General features: G+C 55.8%; 13 protein-coding genes and 2 pseudogenes. 9 read left to right on the forward strand and 6 right to left on the reverse strand.

From position 1 onward, the window contains the following. Positions 1-2: 2 nt before the first annotated feature. From G6L97_RS05600 to G6L97_RS05625, 6 genes and pseudogenes are all read right to left on the reverse strand, one after another. A pseudogene (locus G6L97_RS05600) lies at positions 3-390 on the reverse strand (COG4315 family predicted lipoprotein). Positions 391-501: 111 nt separating this feature from the next. Beyond that, positions 502-1,068 carry a YceI family protein gene (locus tag G6L97_RS05605; RefSeq protein WP_013636071.1) on the reverse strand — a complete coding sequence of 189 codons (567 nt, stop codon included), beginning with the start codon at positions 1,066-1,068 and terminating at the stop codon, positions 502-504. A gap of 489 nt (positions 1,069-1,557) precedes the next feature. Beyond that, complete coding sequence (locus G6L97_RS05610) at positions 1,558-1,845, reverse strand: hypothetical protein (protein WP_111783075.1); 288 nt, start codon at positions 1,843-1,845, stop codon at positions 1,558-1,560. Between the two features lie 62 nt (positions 1,846-1,907). After that, positions 1,908-2,857 (reverse strand): annotated as a pseudogene (locus tag G6L97_RS05615) (helix-turn-helix domain-containing protein). A gap of 288 nt (positions 2,858-3,145) precedes the next feature. Further along, on the reverse strand, positions 3,146-4,519 hold the full coding sequence (locus tag G6L97_RS05620) for an ISNCY family transposase (RefSeq protein WP_174037395.1): 1,374 nt from the start codon (positions 4,517-4,519) through the stop codon (positions 3,146-3,148). A 635-nt stretch (positions 4,520-5,154) separates the two neighbouring features. Continuing rightward, complete coding sequence (locus tag G6L97_RS05625; RefSeq protein ID WP_003515217.1) at positions 5,155-6,051, reverse strand: LysR family transcriptional regulator; 897 nt, start codon at positions 6,049-6,051, stop codon at positions 5,155-5,157. 105 nt (positions 6,052-6,156) lie between these two features. On the opposite strand from G6L97_RS05625, the gene G6L97_RS05630 reads away from it, so the two are divergent. The 9 genes from G6L97_RS05630 to G6L97_RS05670 all read left to right on the forward strand — a co-directional run bounded on the left by G6L97_RS05630 (position 6,157) and on the right by G6L97_RS05670 (position 15,773). After that, a complete protein-coding gene (locus G6L97_RS05630) occupies positions 6,157-7,239 on the forward strand; it encodes a 4-oxalomesaconate tautomerase (protein WP_025593409.1) in 1,083 nt (360 codons plus the stop codon). Positions 7,240-7,287: 48 nt separating this feature from the next. Further along, on the forward strand, positions 7,288-8,289 hold the full coding sequence (locus G6L97_RS05635; RefSeq protein ID WP_003515219.1) for an ABC transporter substrate-binding protein: 1,002 nt from the start codon (positions 7,288-7,290) through the stop codon (positions 8,287-8,289). 63 nt (positions 8,290-8,352) lie between these two features. Next, the gene (locus tag G6L97_RS05640) at positions 8,353-9,120 is read left to right on the forward strand and encodes an ABC transporter ATP-binding protein (protein WP_034502326.1); all 768 of its coding nucleotides are present in this window, start codon (positions 8,353-8,355) and stop codon (positions 9,118-9,120) included. Beyond that, positions 9,107-9,883 carry an ABC transporter permease gene (locus tag G6L97_RS05645; RefSeq protein ID WP_003515221.1) on the forward strand — a complete coding sequence of 259 codons (777 nt, stop codon included), beginning with the start codon at positions 9,107-9,109 and terminating at the stop codon, positions 9,881-9,883. The genes G6L97_RS05640 and G6L97_RS05645 overlap by 14 nt, the downstream gene beginning before the upstream one ends. Positions 9,884-10,115: 232 nt before the next feature. After that, the gene (locus tag G6L97_RS05650; RefSeq protein WP_111783072.1) at positions 10,116-11,225 is read left to right on the forward strand and encodes a PAS domain-containing protein; all 1,110 of its coding nucleotides are present in this window, start codon (positions 10,116-10,118) and stop codon (positions 11,223-11,225) included. A gap of 11 nt (positions 11,226-11,236) precedes the next feature. Continuing rightward, complete coding sequence (locus tag G6L97_RS05655) at positions 11,237-11,662, forward strand: response regulator (RefSeq protein ID WP_003515224.1); 426 nt, start codon at positions 11,237-11,239, stop codon at positions 11,660-11,662. 27 nt (positions 11,663-11,689) lie between these two features. Then, positions 11,690-14,008: a GAF domain-containing protein gene (locus G6L97_RS05660; protein ID WP_236762573.1), complete on the forward strand. Its 2,319-nt coding sequence runs from the start codon at positions 11,690-11,692 to the stop codon at positions 14,006-14,008. Beyond that, complete coding sequence (locus G6L97_RS05665) at positions 14,005-14,388, forward strand: response regulator (RefSeq protein WP_025593416.1); 384 nt, start codon at positions 14,005-14,007, stop codon at positions 14,386-14,388. Before G6L97_RS05660 ends, G6L97_RS05665 begins: the two co-directional genes overlap by 4 nt. 224 nt (positions 14,389-14,612) lie before the next feature. Then, on the forward strand, positions 14,613-15,773 hold the full coding sequence (locus G6L97_RS05670; protein ID WP_111788231.1) for a glucoamylase family protein: 1,161 nt from the start codon (positions 14,613-14,615) through the stop codon (positions 15,771-15,773). Positions 15,774-15,914: the final 141 nt, after the last annotated feature.

A 15,914-nucleotide genomic window follows, 5' to 3' on the forward strand; every position in this document is an offset into this window, starting at 1 on the left:
TGCTATTCCTTGGCAACGTGCCAGACGCCACCAACACCATCACCTGTGACATCGCCGGGCTTCTTGTCCATCTGCCAATGATACAGCGGCTTTCCATCATGCGACCACTGCATCGTGCCATCCCTGCGGGCGAGTGGTCTGTAGTCGCCATCCGCCTTGTCGGTTTTGGCAGCCGCAAGCGGCGGCCATTTCTTCGCAGTCGTCATAGCAGGCTGACGAGCCATTGCCATCATTGTCGAACGTATAAAGGGTCATGCCCTTGGCGTCAGTCAGGATCGTGCCCTTTGCCGTCGCCGTTTCAACCACCGCGCCACCGGCGTATGGTTCGGCAAGCGCGGCAGTGGAGGCGAGCGCGAGAGCGCCTGCCAGAATGAAATGATGTTCACGCATGAGATCGTCCTTTGAGAGGTAACGGTGCGGGCACCATGTCCGATACAAGACAGAACACCGACCAGCGACAATTAATCCCGTCCCGCCGATTTTTTTGACGTTCCGTCGTTTTTATCTGACGCCCTTCAAATCTATGTCGAAGGCAACCGTGTTCGAATAGAGCGGCACGCCAACACCCATGCCATAGGGCAGGCGGGGGATATTTCCGGTGACATGGAAGGTGACGGAACCCTTTTGCTGCTCAACGAATGTTGCGTGAAACGTCTCGGCTCTGGATACGCCTCGGGCCGTGAGCACACCTTCAACCACCGCGCTGCGCGGCCCGTCCTGCGTAACGCGGTTGGAGCGAAACACGATCTGCGGATAGGCGGCGATGTTGAAAACTGCGCTGGACCGCAGGAAATTTTCCACCCGCTCCTGGCCTGTCTTCACGCTGGAAGGGTTCAAACTGATTTCCACATAGGACTTGGACGGTTGGTCCGGATCGATATCGAAGCGGCCGGATATATCGGGAATAGTGCCGTTGATGCCCGGACCGGCAACCTGTGCAATCGAAAATCCGATGTGCGAGGCGGGATCGATACGGTAACGTCCGGCGGCCGACGAAAACGGGCTTGCAGATACGGCCGTGCAGGCCAATGTGGCAATAACGAGTGTGATGGAATAGAGGTGCTTCACGGCGCAGGCTCCTTCATGAGTACGTGGTCGTACCCGTGAGAACACCGCTGGCTACTATTTAATCCCTATCAGTTCCGACAGATCATCAAAATCTTTGCCGCATCAGCCAATGCATGGGCATTTCGTCAGCAATGTCTTTCATGGGTTCAAAGCCCACTCAAGGCTAGGTGCTTTCTCTAAATCCTTTGCTCGTTATTGTGCTCGAGCGAGGTACAGAATGTCTAGGCGGCGCTGATGAAGGTGAGGCGCTCGGGACCATAGGAAGCTTCATCAGCTTACTACATACGATGTCAAAGCTGGTTAGAGGCGCGACTTCGCCAGCTGTTTAGAAACGCGACACAGGCACCGACGGTCAGCCCCCGATCCGACCGGCTGGGCCGGGTTGCAAGGGAGGAGCGGGGGCGGGTGAGGGAATGCCTATTCGGCTTTAGCTTCCTCAGCAGGGTGCATAATCTGCCTTGGCAATCAACAGGCATTCCGGGTATGAGATCAAACCCTAAGTGCAGGATAATCCCACGATGACTGCAAACGGCGACGGGCCTCTTTTACAAGGTCAAGGTAGTCTGCCCTGAAGGGTGCAACCAGCTGCTTTTCGAGACCGGCAAGCAGTCCGTGCAGCACAGCGCATTCGGCAGGGCTCTCGAAACAGGACGCGCTTGGCGTGGGAGCGCTGCTCTCTTTGCACCAACGAGAAAGAAGCTCAAAAAGAACCAGAGCGTCGTCTGGAGCAAGGTGGATTTGTGTATGATCGGAAGAAGTTTGTTGTTCGTCTTTCATAACGCAAACTCGCATGCGACGCTGACGTCTGCAATAGACCGCTGGCATTCAACGTCGCCAGTTCATTCCGCCGCTTCCATCCGCGCCAGCGCCTTCTGCCTTTTGGCAATCACCTCCTGGTCGTTCATGAAGTCCGTCCGCCGGCCGGGCTTGCGGCCGCGCTTCTGATAACCGTTGCTCTGGCTGCCATCGCGAATGCCGAACATATGATCCGTCTGGCCGGTGCGGCGAGGGCCGCTCTTGCTGCGCTGCTGTTCCCGCCCGGCCTGCATCTCGGCCACGATCAACAGCATGTCGTCCAGCCGCTTGTTCTCGACCACTTCGGATCGGTGCACTGATCGCAACTTATCAAAGGTTCTGTAGGGTAGGGTGAAGCTCTCGTGCATGATCTCGAGGCGACCGTCCGGATAGTCGCAGACGACGACCTTCTTTCCCGCCAGCGCATTGGCCTGTTCTGTTGGATCGAGGATAAATAACACCTTGTCGTAGCGCAACGTCAGTGCCTGCGACAGCGTGCGCACTTCCTTGCGGCACATGGCGCCGTCAAGGTTCTCATGGTCGGCCAGAGGCCGATGCATGTGTTTCGGATTGCGTGGCGGCTTGCCATTAAGCCTTCGTCGCATGCAGATAGTCGAACGTGTTCTCCGATCCGGCAAAGCGAAGATGCAAGAGCTTGCCGCAGCGTCTCCTTGGCGACAGAGATCCGGTGCAACTCGATCAGCTTCTCCCGCGCCAGCGTCGGGCCGAAATCCAGATAGCGTTCGCGGATCAGATCCAGCGCCGCATTGCGAAACTCCTCGCTGTGGCGCCGATTGCTTGGCCGCGCTCGCTTCTTCGAAACCAGACCGGCCGCACCAGAGTGGTCATAGGCCTGCAGCAGCCTGTGCACCTGACTTCGGCTGAGGCCAAGCAGTTCAGCGGCCTGGACGACGCACAGGCGCTGATCACGGATCTTCTGAATAACTTCGAGGCGATGCAATTCTTTCTGCGACATGGTGATCAAACAGGACATGACGACTCCGACCGCACATGGTCTCGACCAGGTTGATGGTCGTCATCCTTGCTCCCAACGTTGGCATTGACCAGAACATCGAGAGGCGAGACTGTCGCATCTCTAACTGGCCCAACTGTCGCATTACTAAATAGCCGCTACATACGATGTGGCGGGAGAGTTGAAATGTCCGCCGGTTTGCAAAGTAGAAATGTCCGATCAGCCCCGATCTGAGCGGCTGATCCCGATTGCAAGATCAGATCGGGGCTGGTGGTAAACACACCTCTTCGGCTTTAGCGTTGAGACGCCTCACTCAGCAGCCTGCTGCCGCGACAGCGCCTTCTTTCGCCGCGAAATTACAGCCGGATCGTTGGTGAAGTCTTTGCGGCGACCGGGTCCACGAACGCGTTTGACATAACCATTCTTGTCGCTGTTGCTCTTCACCTCAGGTTTTGCCTGCGCGTCCTGGCGTTCTTTGATATAGGCCAAAACATCGCCGAGCCGCTTGTTCTCGGTGATCGCCGCATGCGTCACCCGCTGATCCTTGGCAAACACCGTGTAGGGCAGGTAATGCCCTTTCCAGCGCACATCCATTCGGCCATCGGCATAGGCGTAGGTCTCGACATATTTGCCAACAAGGCCACGCGTGACGTCGCTTTCTTCCAGCATGATCCGCTGTCGCTCATAGGAAAATGTCAGCTGCGATCCGACATAACGCTGTTCTCGCTTGCAGAGGATCTCTTTCAATCGATCCGACGCCAGGTTCATCGGTCGATGCAAATCCTCGGATCGGGCAGGGCAAACCGCAAAACGGGCGTTGTAGTCCTCCATAAAGCCGGGCAAAAAAGCATTGCCAGCCTCCATGCTGTCGATGCCAGCCAACCGCAATTCCTTGACCAGACGGTCCTGAAGCGTCCGGTTCATCCGCTCAACGCGACCTTTGGCCTGGCTCGAATTTGCACAGAGAATTTCTATATTTAGCTCGCAAAGCGCTCGCCCGAACTGCGTCATGCCCTGACCACCTCTGGCATCCTTCTTTGCCACCCGAAACACCGAATGTTTGTCGGAATAAAAGGCAATCGGCGCGCCGTGGCACTGGAGATAGAGCTCCAATGCCTCGAAGTAAGTGAAGGCACTTTCGGACCGCACAAAGCGCAATTGCATCAGCTTGCCGGTCGCGTCATCAACGAACACCAGCAGTGAGCAGGGTGGTCCGCGATCCTCAAACCAACGATGCTTCGACCCATCAATCTGCACCAGTTCGCCATAGGCCTCGCGTCGCAACCGTGGCCGATGAAACGTCCGGCGCTGCTTGCGCGACAGCCAAATGCCAGCATCGACCATCCAGTTGCGCACCGTCTCGCGCGACACAGACAAGCCATCGCGCTCAGCCAGCTTCTCCGTCGCCAATGTCGGCCCAAAATCCGCATAACGTTCCCGAACCAGCGCCACCGCATAATCACGAACCCCGTCACTGATCCGGTTGTTGGACGGCCGGCCGATCGCCTTGTGCCGGATCGACGCAGCGCCGCCACTCCGTATTCGGTCCAGCAGCCGACGCACCTGGCGCTCACTCAGATCAAGAACATGCGCCGCAGACACCGTCGTCATCCGCCCGGAAACAACCTTCGACAAAACCTCGATCCGCTGCAGATCGCGCTCGCTCATCGCTATCAATCCCATCTGCAATCTCCCAGATGCCAATCAGACCCGGGGAGTGTGACATTCCAACTTTGCAGAAACAGGACACTTTAACTTTGCGGCTACAATACGATAATCGCATAAGATAGATTATGGAACTTATTCTGGTTTAAATGTCTTGGATTTTCAGTCCAAATGACCCTTTAGGCAACCTTCAGAACTCGTTTTGAACCTTATCTGGTTGTCGCGTTATCGCACTGGGTCGAAGCGTAACGCATCCTTTCGCTCTAAACAAAACACCACTCAATTTCCGCCTCACATTATTGCCTCAAGCGATACTGATGGAGGTCGCTCTTGCTGCCGAGTATGTCTCGTCGGTCGGTAAGCAGGCTATGATCTTCAACCACATCTACATTGTACGGTTGATCAGTATTGAGCTTGCTGACGTCAATCGGCGCGGTGCACATCGCCGTTTCCTTCAACAGCGAAAATGGCGACAGCAAAACCCATATCTATGACCCAGAACGCCAAGGCGGTCCGCTATTAGAAGAGCCGGTAAGGCGGCGTGACGACGCAACCATCGCTGAGAAGACGGCGTCACCCTCGCCCGTTTCTCGACCTTACACCAGGTGACGTCAGACCCGGGCCCTTCGCGGCGAGATACACGATTGTGAACCCTAAGGCGTTTTCCAGGTCTTCAACAGCATTTCCACGAATTTCTCCGCGGCGGGAGATAAGGCGCTGCTTCTTCTTTGCACGATACCGATGGTTCGGGAGACCACGGGATTAACGATCGGCCGCGTAACGAGGAAAGGATGGTCATCCTGTGGGGTAGCCAGTCGCGGCAACACGGAAATCCCCAACCCAGCCTCCACCAGGCCAAGCGACGTATTGAGATGGGTCACCTCGTAGAACCAGTTCAGCTTTAGATTGTGCCGCGCGAGTGCGCCATCCAGAAGCGTTCTATTGCCGCTGGAGCGATCGACGACAACCAGCGGGTAAGGCTCCAGTTGATTCCATTGGATCGTTTCGAAAGCCGCCAGAGGATGGTCTTTCCGCATCGCCAGCACAAATGGGTCATCGATGAGAGGTTCGAATGCCAGGTCTGGATCAGAATTACCCATGAGGTTTATCCCGAACTCCACCTCGCCCCGCGCAACCGCCTGCAGCCCCTCGTTTGCCGTAAGGTCTCTGATACGCAGCCTAATATGCGGATATTGCTTGCTAAATGTTTTGATCACGGTGGGTAGAAAATAAAACGCTGCGGTTGGAACGCAGGCCATCGTGATGAGGCCGCGCCGATGTGCACCATCTTTCATCGCAAAAAGCGATCCGTCGAACTCTTCCAGCATGCGCCGGACAAGCGGCATTACCTCCTGACCCATCGCTGTCGGGGCAACGTGGCGTGTGGTCCTTTCCAAGAGTGGCGCGCCAATGGCCTGTTCCAGTTTCTGGATGCGCCGGGTAAGCGCCGGTTGCGAAATATGCAACGCGTCGGCAGCCCTATGAAAACTTTCAAGCTCAACTACTGCTTGAAATGCTCTTAGATCCAGAATTTCGCAATTGATGCTCATATCGCAATAATACCTCCGAACATTGCATTTAACAGATTAGATTCTTTTGCTCATATTGCAACAACAAGGCGGATTGATCCACCAAATGCAAGATTGAGGCGATAAATGAACGACCTGCTTAAGATACCCTGTGTGCTGATGCGCGGCGGAACATCTCGTGGACCGTTCTTCCTGGCGTCTGACCTTCCGCGTAATCGAGCGGAACGGGATGCGGCACTTTTGTCCATCATGGGTTCCGGTCATCCGCTGCAGATCGACGGGATAGGAGGCGGCAATCCGGTCACCTCGAAAGTGGCGATCATAGGTCCTTCCACCGTCGAAGGCGCAGACATCGACTATCTGTTCGCACAGGTTCGTACCGACAGGCAGTATGTCGACTATTCGCCCAATTGCGGAAATATGCTGGCCGCGGTCGGTCCCTTTGCGATCGAAGCTGGACTTGTCGAGGCTCGGGGAAGCGATACCGTGGTTCGCATCCACAACGTGAACACCGGAAAATTGATCGAGGCAAAGGTGCCGACGCGTGGTCGCGAAGTAATTTATCTCGGAGACGCATCCATCGACGGCGTTCCGGGTCTGGCTGCACCGATCGCCCTGACTTTCGTGGATGCGGCGGGTGCGAAAACCGGAAAACTGTTGCCCACCGGAAACCCTGTCGACACGGTTGAGGGAATAGATGTGACGGCGATAGACTGCGCAATTCCGATGGTCCTCATGCGTGCGGGAGACCTCGGCGTCACGGGATATGAAGATCCGCAGACCCTGACTTCCAATAGCGATCTCATCGAACGATTGACCCGCATTCGCATTCAGGCAGGCAAATTGATGGGGATGGGGGATGTAACGGATATGGTCATACCAAAACCCGTGATCGTAGCGCCGGCACGCAAGGGAGGCACTCTGTCTGTCCGGTACTTCATGCCCAATGAGTGCCACCCTGCCCTGGCAACGACCGGCGCCGTTGGCATAGCAACCGCAGCGATCACGGAAGGCTCCGTGGCATTTGAACAAGCGGGAAATCGGTCTGTTCCGACCCAGATCTGCATCGAGCATCCCGCCGGTCGGCTGGACGTGCAACTTGAGATGCGGAACGGAGCAATAACAGCCGGGCTTGTGAGAACGGCCCGCAGACTTTTCGAAGGCTTTGCCTTCGCCAAGCCAAACGCTGCGATTGAAGACGCAGCCTAGACAAAGCCATACTGGCTCAAAACATAGCAAAACTGGGAGGAGACCCTCATGCGTAAATACTTGCTTGCAACAGCGGCGCTCTGTGCGCTGGCAGCGTCGGCAAATGCAGAATCTGTCAGAATGAGTGTTGGTTCGTACAACCTCAACAACCTGCCTTTTCCGGTGGCGGCCAGCCTCGGCTTCTACAAGGACGAGGGCCTTGAGGTGACGACCGAGAACTTTGCCCAAGGCGGTTCGAAAGTCCTGCAGGCGCTCGTCGCAGGGTCCACGGATGTAGCCGTCGGTTTCTACGATCACACGATCCAGATGCAGTCCCAGAACAAGCACGTGGTTGGCTTCGTTCAGCTTGCCCGCAATTCCGGGCTGGTTCTCGCAGGAAAGAACGATACAGACTTCGATCCGGCAAAACCTGAAACCATCAAGGGCAAAAAGGTCGGGATCACCTCGCCCGGGTCTTCGTCCGATTTCTTCATTCGTTATTACATGAAGCAGCACAATCTGAGCGACAACGACATCGCCATCATCGGCGTTGGCTCCGGCGCTGCTGCTGTTGCCGCTCTGCAGCAGGGCAAGATTGACCTATTGGTCAATTACGATCCGGCTGCGACGATCGTGGTTGAGCGTGGTCTTGGCAAGATTTTGATCGATGCCCGCAGCGATCAGGGCGCCAAGGACGTCTACGGCGGGATCTACCCCACCTCCGTCTTGTATGCGACGCAGGAATACATCGATGCACATCCCGAGGTGATCCAGAAGGTTACCAATGCCACGGTAAAGGCGCTGCATTGGATGAAGGAGCATTCGGCCGAGGAAATCGTTGCAAAGCTTCCCGATGATTTCGTGTCCGGCGACAAGCAGACCTACATCAAGGCCGTCGAAGCCGCCAAGGCGATCTTCTCCGAAGATGGAACCTTCAACCAGGCCGATCTGGAAACCCCGTTGGCGGTTTTGAAAAGCTTCAACGACGCGGTCGCGAAGGCCACGATCGATCTCAACACGACCTACACCAACAAGTTCGTCGAGGCTGCGGCTTCGAAGGGCGTAAACTGAGGGTCTTCAATGTCTTTGCCAATTAGAAAGTTAGAACCCGTGGCGGAACTCAATCTTCAGCCAATGGTGGCAATCGAGAACGTAACAATGGCCTTTGGCGCGTTCGTTGCGGTCCAGGATGTGAACCTGAAAGTTGGAGATGGTGAGTTTCTCTCGATTGTCGGCCCAACCGGATGCGGAAAGTCCACCATTCTCAATGCCATCGCGGGTTTGCTGAAACCGGCGCAGGGAAAGGTCTCCATCGATGGTTCGGCCGTGCAGGGCGTGCAGAACAACATTGGATATCTCTTCCAGCAGGATGCGCTGCTTCCCTGGAAAACGGCCTATCAGAATGTCGAGCTTGGCTTGCTGTTCCGCGGCGTATCCGAACATGAGCGCCGTACCAAAGTTCTGGCCTGGCTGGAAAAAGTTGGCCTGAAGGGGTTTGAAGAGCGCTTTCCGCATCAACTTTCAGGCGGACAGCGCAAACGTGTCCAGATGGCGCAGGCGCTTATAACCGAGCCGAAGGTCATCCTGATGGACGAGCCCTTCTCCGCACTCGACATTCACACGCGCCACCTCATGCAGAATGAACTCCTGAGATTGTGGCAAGAGGATCGCCGTGCAGTGGTCATGATCACGCACGATCTCGAAGAGGCGATTGCACTCGGGGACCGTGTTGTCGTCCTTGCTGCCGGCCCCAAGAGCCGGGTTATCGAGAGCTTCCCGGTTGATCTGGAACGGCCCCGCAACGTGGCCGAAATCAAGCTCGATCCGAAATTCATGACCCTATATCGCGATATATGGGCGTCTTTGCGCGGCGAAGTGGAGAAAAGCTATGCAAGCCGTTAATGTTCGCATCATCCAGATCGTGCTTCTGGTCGTGCTTCTGGGTGGGTGGCAACTCGGGGTAAGCTCCGGGGCGATCGACCGCTTCTTCTTCCCGGCACCCATCGACATCGTCAAGCAGGTCATCACCTGGGTTGCCGATGCCGGCTTTTACAAACATGTCGGTATCACCTTGAGTGAAACGGTTCTCGGTTACCTCATCGGTACAGGTCTCGGCGTCGGCGCCGGTGTCTGGCTGGGCCTCAGTCCCTTTGTGGCCCGTGTGTTGGATCCGTTCATCAAGGCCGTGAATGCCATCCCGCGTGTGGTCCTCGCGCCAATTTTCGTCCTTTGGCTGGGGCTTGGCCTCTGGTCAAAGGTCGCTCTTGCGGTCACCCTCGTCTTCTTCGTGACGTTCTTCAACGCCATGCAAGGTGTTCGCGAAGTGAACCCCGTCGTGCTTTCCAACACGCGCATTCTCGGTGCAAAGCGCTCTGATCTCTTGCGTCATGTTTATTTTCCGGCGGCAGCCAGCTGGATTCTGTCGTCGCTGCGCACATCCGTCGGATTTGCGGTGGTTGGCGCGATCATCGGCGAATATCTCGGGTCTTCCGCAGGCCTCGGTTACCTGATCGCCCGTTCTGAAGGTAACTTCGACGCGGTCGGCGTTTTCGCCGGTATCATCATTCTCGCCATTTTTGTTCTCGTCATCGATCTCATTCTCGATGTCGCCGAAAGAAAGCTGATCACCTGGAGGCCGAACGCGGGCGAAGAACGGCCTGCTTGAGGTTTCGACCCAGTCTCACATCAAGCGGGGCGGCCAGTTGGTCGCCCCGTTTTTGTTCTACTGACGTCATCAGGCCGATCTCTCGGCTATCGGAAGCCGGCAGACCTGCTCTCGGAAAATATGCAAAAAGATCGTGGATCCCCTACCCTGTAAAACAGAAATAATTCACTTTGTCGTTGGAACCAAATTCCCATTCAAACATTTTAGGGGACCGTTACCTTCAGGACCCTGCATGAAAGATAATGATCTCCTCCGGCAGGATGCTCAAGACGCTGGAGAGCGTCTAGTATCTGGCCACGCTTCTGAAGATCCGTTTGCGGCAGCCTTCAAGGCCACCCGCATGCCCATGATCATCACAAATCCACTCCTCAACGACAATCCAATCATCTTCTGCAATGCTGCTTTCAGCAGATTGACGGGCTATTCCGCCGAAGAGCTGGTTGGTCAAAATTGTCGTCTGCTCCAGGGTCCAGACACGGATCCTGGTTCAGTTACGAAACTGCGTGAGGCAATCGCAGCCGAGCAGGATTTGGCGATCGACATCCTTAATTATCGCAAGGACGGATCAGAGTTTTGGAATGCTCTCTTCGTAAGTCCTGTTCGCGATGCTGCCGGAACCGTCATCTATTTTTTCGCCTCGCAACTCGACTTCACCGATATCAAGAGCAAGGAAGCCGAACTCGCTCGCGCCCGCCACATCGCGGAGGGAGAGGTGGCGCTGCGAACGGCGGATTTGACAGAGGCATTGCGGGCAAAAACAACCCTCGTCCACGAAGTTGATCATCGCGTAAAAAACAACCTCCTGACGATCGCCTCAATCGTGAAGCTTCAGGCGCGGATGACTGATAACGATGTTGTGGAGCGGACATTGATGTCTGTGCTGAACAGGGTCGAAGCACTCAGCACCGTTCAGCGCAAGCTTCTGAACGATGAAGATGTAGGACATTTCGATGTCGCGGATTTTGCCAATACATTGATGCTCGACAAGATCGGCGCCTTGAAGCGAACCGACATCATCCTCACCACCGATCTTCACGAGGTTGTGGTTCCGGCGACCAAGGCCTCCCCCCTTGCCTTGATCATCAACGAACTCATCGGCGACGCCATTCGCAGAGGATTGAAGGACCGTGGCGGGCAATTGCACCTGGAGGTCAAGCGCCTAAACGGCCACTTCCTTGTCAGGGTTGCCGATACCGTCACGCCGGGCGAAGTGGACAAGGAAGAAGCAGCCTTTAGCAAAAAGATGCTGGAAGCATGCGTAAAACAATTGCGTGCTACGATAGTTCGGACGGTTGAAGGTAGCCTCTCGGATGTTCGTGTCACGCTTTCTGTAAAAGACTGAAAGGATCTCCTGTGAAAATCTTGATCGTAGAGGACGAAGCTCTGCTGGCGATGGAACTTGAAAGCGAAGTGGAGGATGCCGGACACGAGATTGTGGGGATCGCTGCCGACAGCAAGGAAGCTATCGAGCTTGCCAATAAGGCACTGCCGCAATTCGCATTTGTAGACATTCAATTGCTGGATGGTCCAACGGGCATAGAAGTCGGCCGATATCTTTCCTCGAGCTCCATCCCCTATGTTTTTGTTTCGGGTAACCTGAAGAGAATACCTGAGGACTTTGCAGGCGCACTTGGAGCGATCGAGAAACCCTACACGATGAACGGTTTGCAAAATGCCTTGCAGTTCATTGAAGGCATCGTTATTGGCGCAGAGCGCTCCGCTACCCCTCCTCCCAGCCTTGTTGTTTCGCCCAAACTGCTTGCCGCCTTGTCGGCTTGACCAACGCCGCCCCTGTGCGGATAAGGATTGACCTTGAATTCACCGTCGGAACGCATTGACGCAGTTCGAAACTCTGGGCTGCTTGATGTCCAGAGCCCACCCGAATTCCAGGATATTATCGAGGTCGTCAAAACCGGCCTGAAATGCCCAGTAGCTTTGATCTCCATTCTGGACGAGCACCGGCAGGTTTTCATCGCTCATGTCGGGTTGCCACCCAAATGGGCTGAAGCGGCGGAAACGCCACTCACGCATTCATTCTGTCAGCATGTGGTTCGCGACAGACAGCCTTTGATCATCGGGGATGCGACGGTTCATGATCTCGTTAGAAATAATCTGGCCATAACCGATCTGGGCGTGATCTCCTACATGGGAGTGCCTGTAACCCTCCCTGATGGCATGGTGATCGGCGCGCTCGCAGCAATCGATGGCGAACCACGCACATGGACGGAAAGCGAGCTGCAGTTACTGAACCAGATCGGAAGGGTCGCCTCGAACCAGATTGCGACCTTCCTTTCCGAGCAACGCTGGGGTGCGCTTTTCCAGCAATTGGAGGAAGGCATCGTCGTAGGCTCGGTGATCCGTGACGTCGACGGAACGATTGTCGATTGGCGATACGAGACGGTCAATCCCGCATGGAGCACTCTTCTCGGATTACCAGGCGATAATGTGCCTGGTCGAACCATGCGCGACCTCTTTCCAGAATTCGAGAATGAGTGGGTTTCCGATGTGGTGGAGGCCGTCGAGACCCAACAAAGCAAGCGTTTCACCCGCAAGATCGGATCGATGGACCGGTGGTTTGACGGCTATGTTCAAGCCACTGGTGAAGACGCGTTCGTCATCATGTTTGTTGAAGTCACTGACCGTATGCAAGCCCAGGAGGCTTTACGCGACAGCGAAACGAAGCTTCGCCTGATCGTCGAAGGCGCCAAAGACTATATTATCATGACGATCGATGAAGACCAGCGCATTACAAGCTGGTTCGGTGGAGCGCAGGAGACATTTGGCTGGTCGGAAGCCGAGATGCTCGGACGGCCGTTTGAGTCGATTTTTACTGAGGAGGACCGGGCAGCCGGCGTTCCTGCGGCTGAAGTGAGCAGAGCCACGTCCGAAGGGGTTGCACCCGACCGCCGATGGCACCTCGCTGCCGATGGCTCCAGCATCTTTCTGGACGGCACGATCCGGCCGATGTCCAACCATTCGTCGCCCAAGGTCCCGGGATATATCAAGGTCGCACGCAACGCCACCGCTCAAAAACTGTCGGAGGACAGGCAGCTTGCATTCCTGGAACTCGGCGAAAAGATCCGCGAGCTGGATACTGTTGCGGAAGTGGCATTTGCCGCCGCCGAGATTTTGGCACGGAGTCTGAGAGGCGCGACGCGGGCGGGCTACGGCATCGTTGACCCTATCGCCGAGACGGTGCAAATGCTTCCCGACTGGTGTGCGGAGGGAATGTTCACCGTCGCGGGGCTCCATCATTTCAGGAATTACGGATCCTACATCCAGGATTTGAAGCGGGGTGAGACGGTCATCATACCCGATGTGGCGACAGATCCGAGAACCTCCGCTTCAGCCGAGCTTCTACACTCATTAGGCATCTCCGTCCTCGTGAATGTGCCAATCATCGAAAGAGGTGCATTCGCGGGGGTCATGTTCGTACACTACGACAAGCCGCATGAATTCTCGTCCGAGGAGCGTGATTTTGTGCGTGCGATAGCGGACCGCACGCGTGAGGCGATCTCCAGGATTCGGGCCGAGCAGGAACAGCAGGTTCTCAATCACGAGATCAGCCACCGGCTCAAAAACACGATGGCCATGGTTCAGGCGATTGCGACACAGACGCTTCGCCCTGTTACCGACAGAGCCCCTGTCGAAGCCTTCACGAGCAGATTGCGCGCGCTTTCCAATGCGCATGAGGTTCTCCTGAACCAGGACTGGTCGTCGGCGCGCATGGTGGCAGTGATCGATTCCGTGCTTCGCCAACTTTCTCTTCCCGAGCGATACCGCATATCGGGCACCGACATGGAAATCGGGCCTAGAACTGCACTGTCGCTGGCTCTCCTGATGCACGAGCTTGGCACAAACGCTTTGAAATATGGAGCCTGGTCTTCTGATGCCGGAACCGTCGTTATTTCATGGACGATAGAAGATGCAGGCGGCGAGAACGCGCTTGTTCTGGAATGGAAGGAGCAGGACGGCCCGCCGGTGACCGCTCCATCGGGTAAAGGTTTCGGATCGAAGCTCATCCAGCTTGGTCTGATGGGTACAGGCGGTGTCGAGGTCAATTTTGACCCTGACGGCCTGCGGGTAACGATGCAGGGACTGGTTTCCCATTTGAGACAGTCATGATGACCGTGACCTCGAATGCTGCCGATGTGGCAACAATACTCGTCGTCGAGGATGAGCCGCTGCTACGCCTTGCCGCCGTGGATCTGGTTGAAACCGCAGGATACACAGCGCTTGCTGCGGCAGATGCTACGGAGGCGGTCAATATCCTTGAGGCACGCGCAGACATACGAATTGTCTTCACTGATATCGATATGCCACGCGGCGTCGACGGCCTGCAACTGGCAGCCATTGTTCGTGACAGGTGGCCGCCTATCAAAGTTATCCTGGTTTCCGGCCATCTTGAAGATCCCGGTCATATGATCGCGGCAGATACCGCTTTCTTTACGAAACCCTACTGCGAAGAGCAGATCGTGGAGACGATAAGGCAGATGCTGCGGTAGCCGAGGATTTTTGCGGCTACCGGGATTCACCGCTCCGCTTGAAATTTGGAGATGGTGACAGAGTCGGATAAGGCTTGGCAGTCGATCTGCCGACTGATTGCCGCTGGTCGCTGAGGTTGGAATTGACGGACAAATTACCTGCTGAACTTGATGGTTTGCATCGCAATACCTTTGAATATTTCTGGTCCGGGAGTCACCCGGAGAGTGGCCTGCCGCGGGATCGTATGCGATCCGATGGTGTTGCGATCCATGAGATCGCGTCGGTCTCCGGGATCGGGTTTGGTTTCCTTTCGCTCATCGTTGGTGTCCGCCGTTCTTGGATAACCGAACAGGAAGCCATCGCCCGGGCGAGCCGGATGTTGAGATCGCTGGCAAGTGTGAAGCGTTTTCATGGCGCCTTCCCTCACTTTATCGATGCGTCCAGCGGAAGAACGATACCCTTCGCGAAATTCGACGACGGCGGAGATCTCGTTGAAACCGCTCTTCTGGTTCAGGCGCTGATCTGCGTTAGGCAGTTTTTTGGCGCGCAGACATCCTCCGAAATCGATTTACGCCGGTCCATAAATGAAATCGTCGAGACGGTGGAGTGGGGCTGGTTTACCAGGGGAAAGCCCGGGCCGCTGTTCTGGCATTGGAGCCGTCGGTATGCCTGGGCGAAAAACTTGCCGATTGTGGGCTGGAACGAGGCCCTCGTCTGTTATGTGCTCGCGGCGGGTTCAACGACGCATGCAATCAGCGCCGAGTCTTATCATTCCGGATGGGCAAGCGATGGCGAAATCCGGAACGGATCGATGTATCTCGGTGTTCGGCTGCCGCTTGGCCAGCCGTATGGAGGACCGCTTTTCCTATCGCACTATTCCTTCTGCACACTCGATCCGCGCGGTCTCGGCGATGTTTATTGTCACGACTATCTGGAGCAGGTTCACGCGCATTGCATGATCAATTACCGCTACTGCCGCACGCGTTACCCAAGTGAGGCCGGGTGGGGTCTGTCTGCGTGTGATGGGCCAAAGGGCTATGTCGTAAATTCTCCGACCGACGATGACGGCATCATTGCGACAACGGCAGCCCTCTCTAGCATGCCCTTCTTTTCTCATCGCTCACGCGAGGCGGCGTTGCGTTTTCTGCAATGGAACAATGGTGCACTCGTCGGCCGCTTTGGCCTCATGGATTCATTCCAGCCCTCAACCGGCTGGGTGTCCGGAACGCATCTTGCGATCAATCAAGGGCCTGTTGTTGCGATGATGGAAAACTATCGCAGCGGCCTGATCTGGGATTTATTCATGAACGCACCGGAGGTGAAAAACGGCTTGGCCAAACTCGGCTTCCATCAGGACAGGTCTTTCGAAAAGTCGGGCCTGCAGGAAGGACGGACCGACCCCTGAGAACCGGTGTTTGAGTACCGCAAATGCATCCTTGAAGACAACGCCGGAAGGCCTTGGCAATTCCTTGGCAAGGCCTTCGGCGCGCAGGATATGCTGGGGTAAAGTCGTGGTCATCGTCTCAAAACTGCGGGAGTTTTGATG

This window comes from Agrobacterium tumefaciens (assembly GCF_013318015.2).
Lineage (GTDB): Bacteria > Pseudomonadota > Alphaproteobacteria > Rhizobiales > Rhizobiaceae > Agrobacterium > Agrobacterium tumefaciens.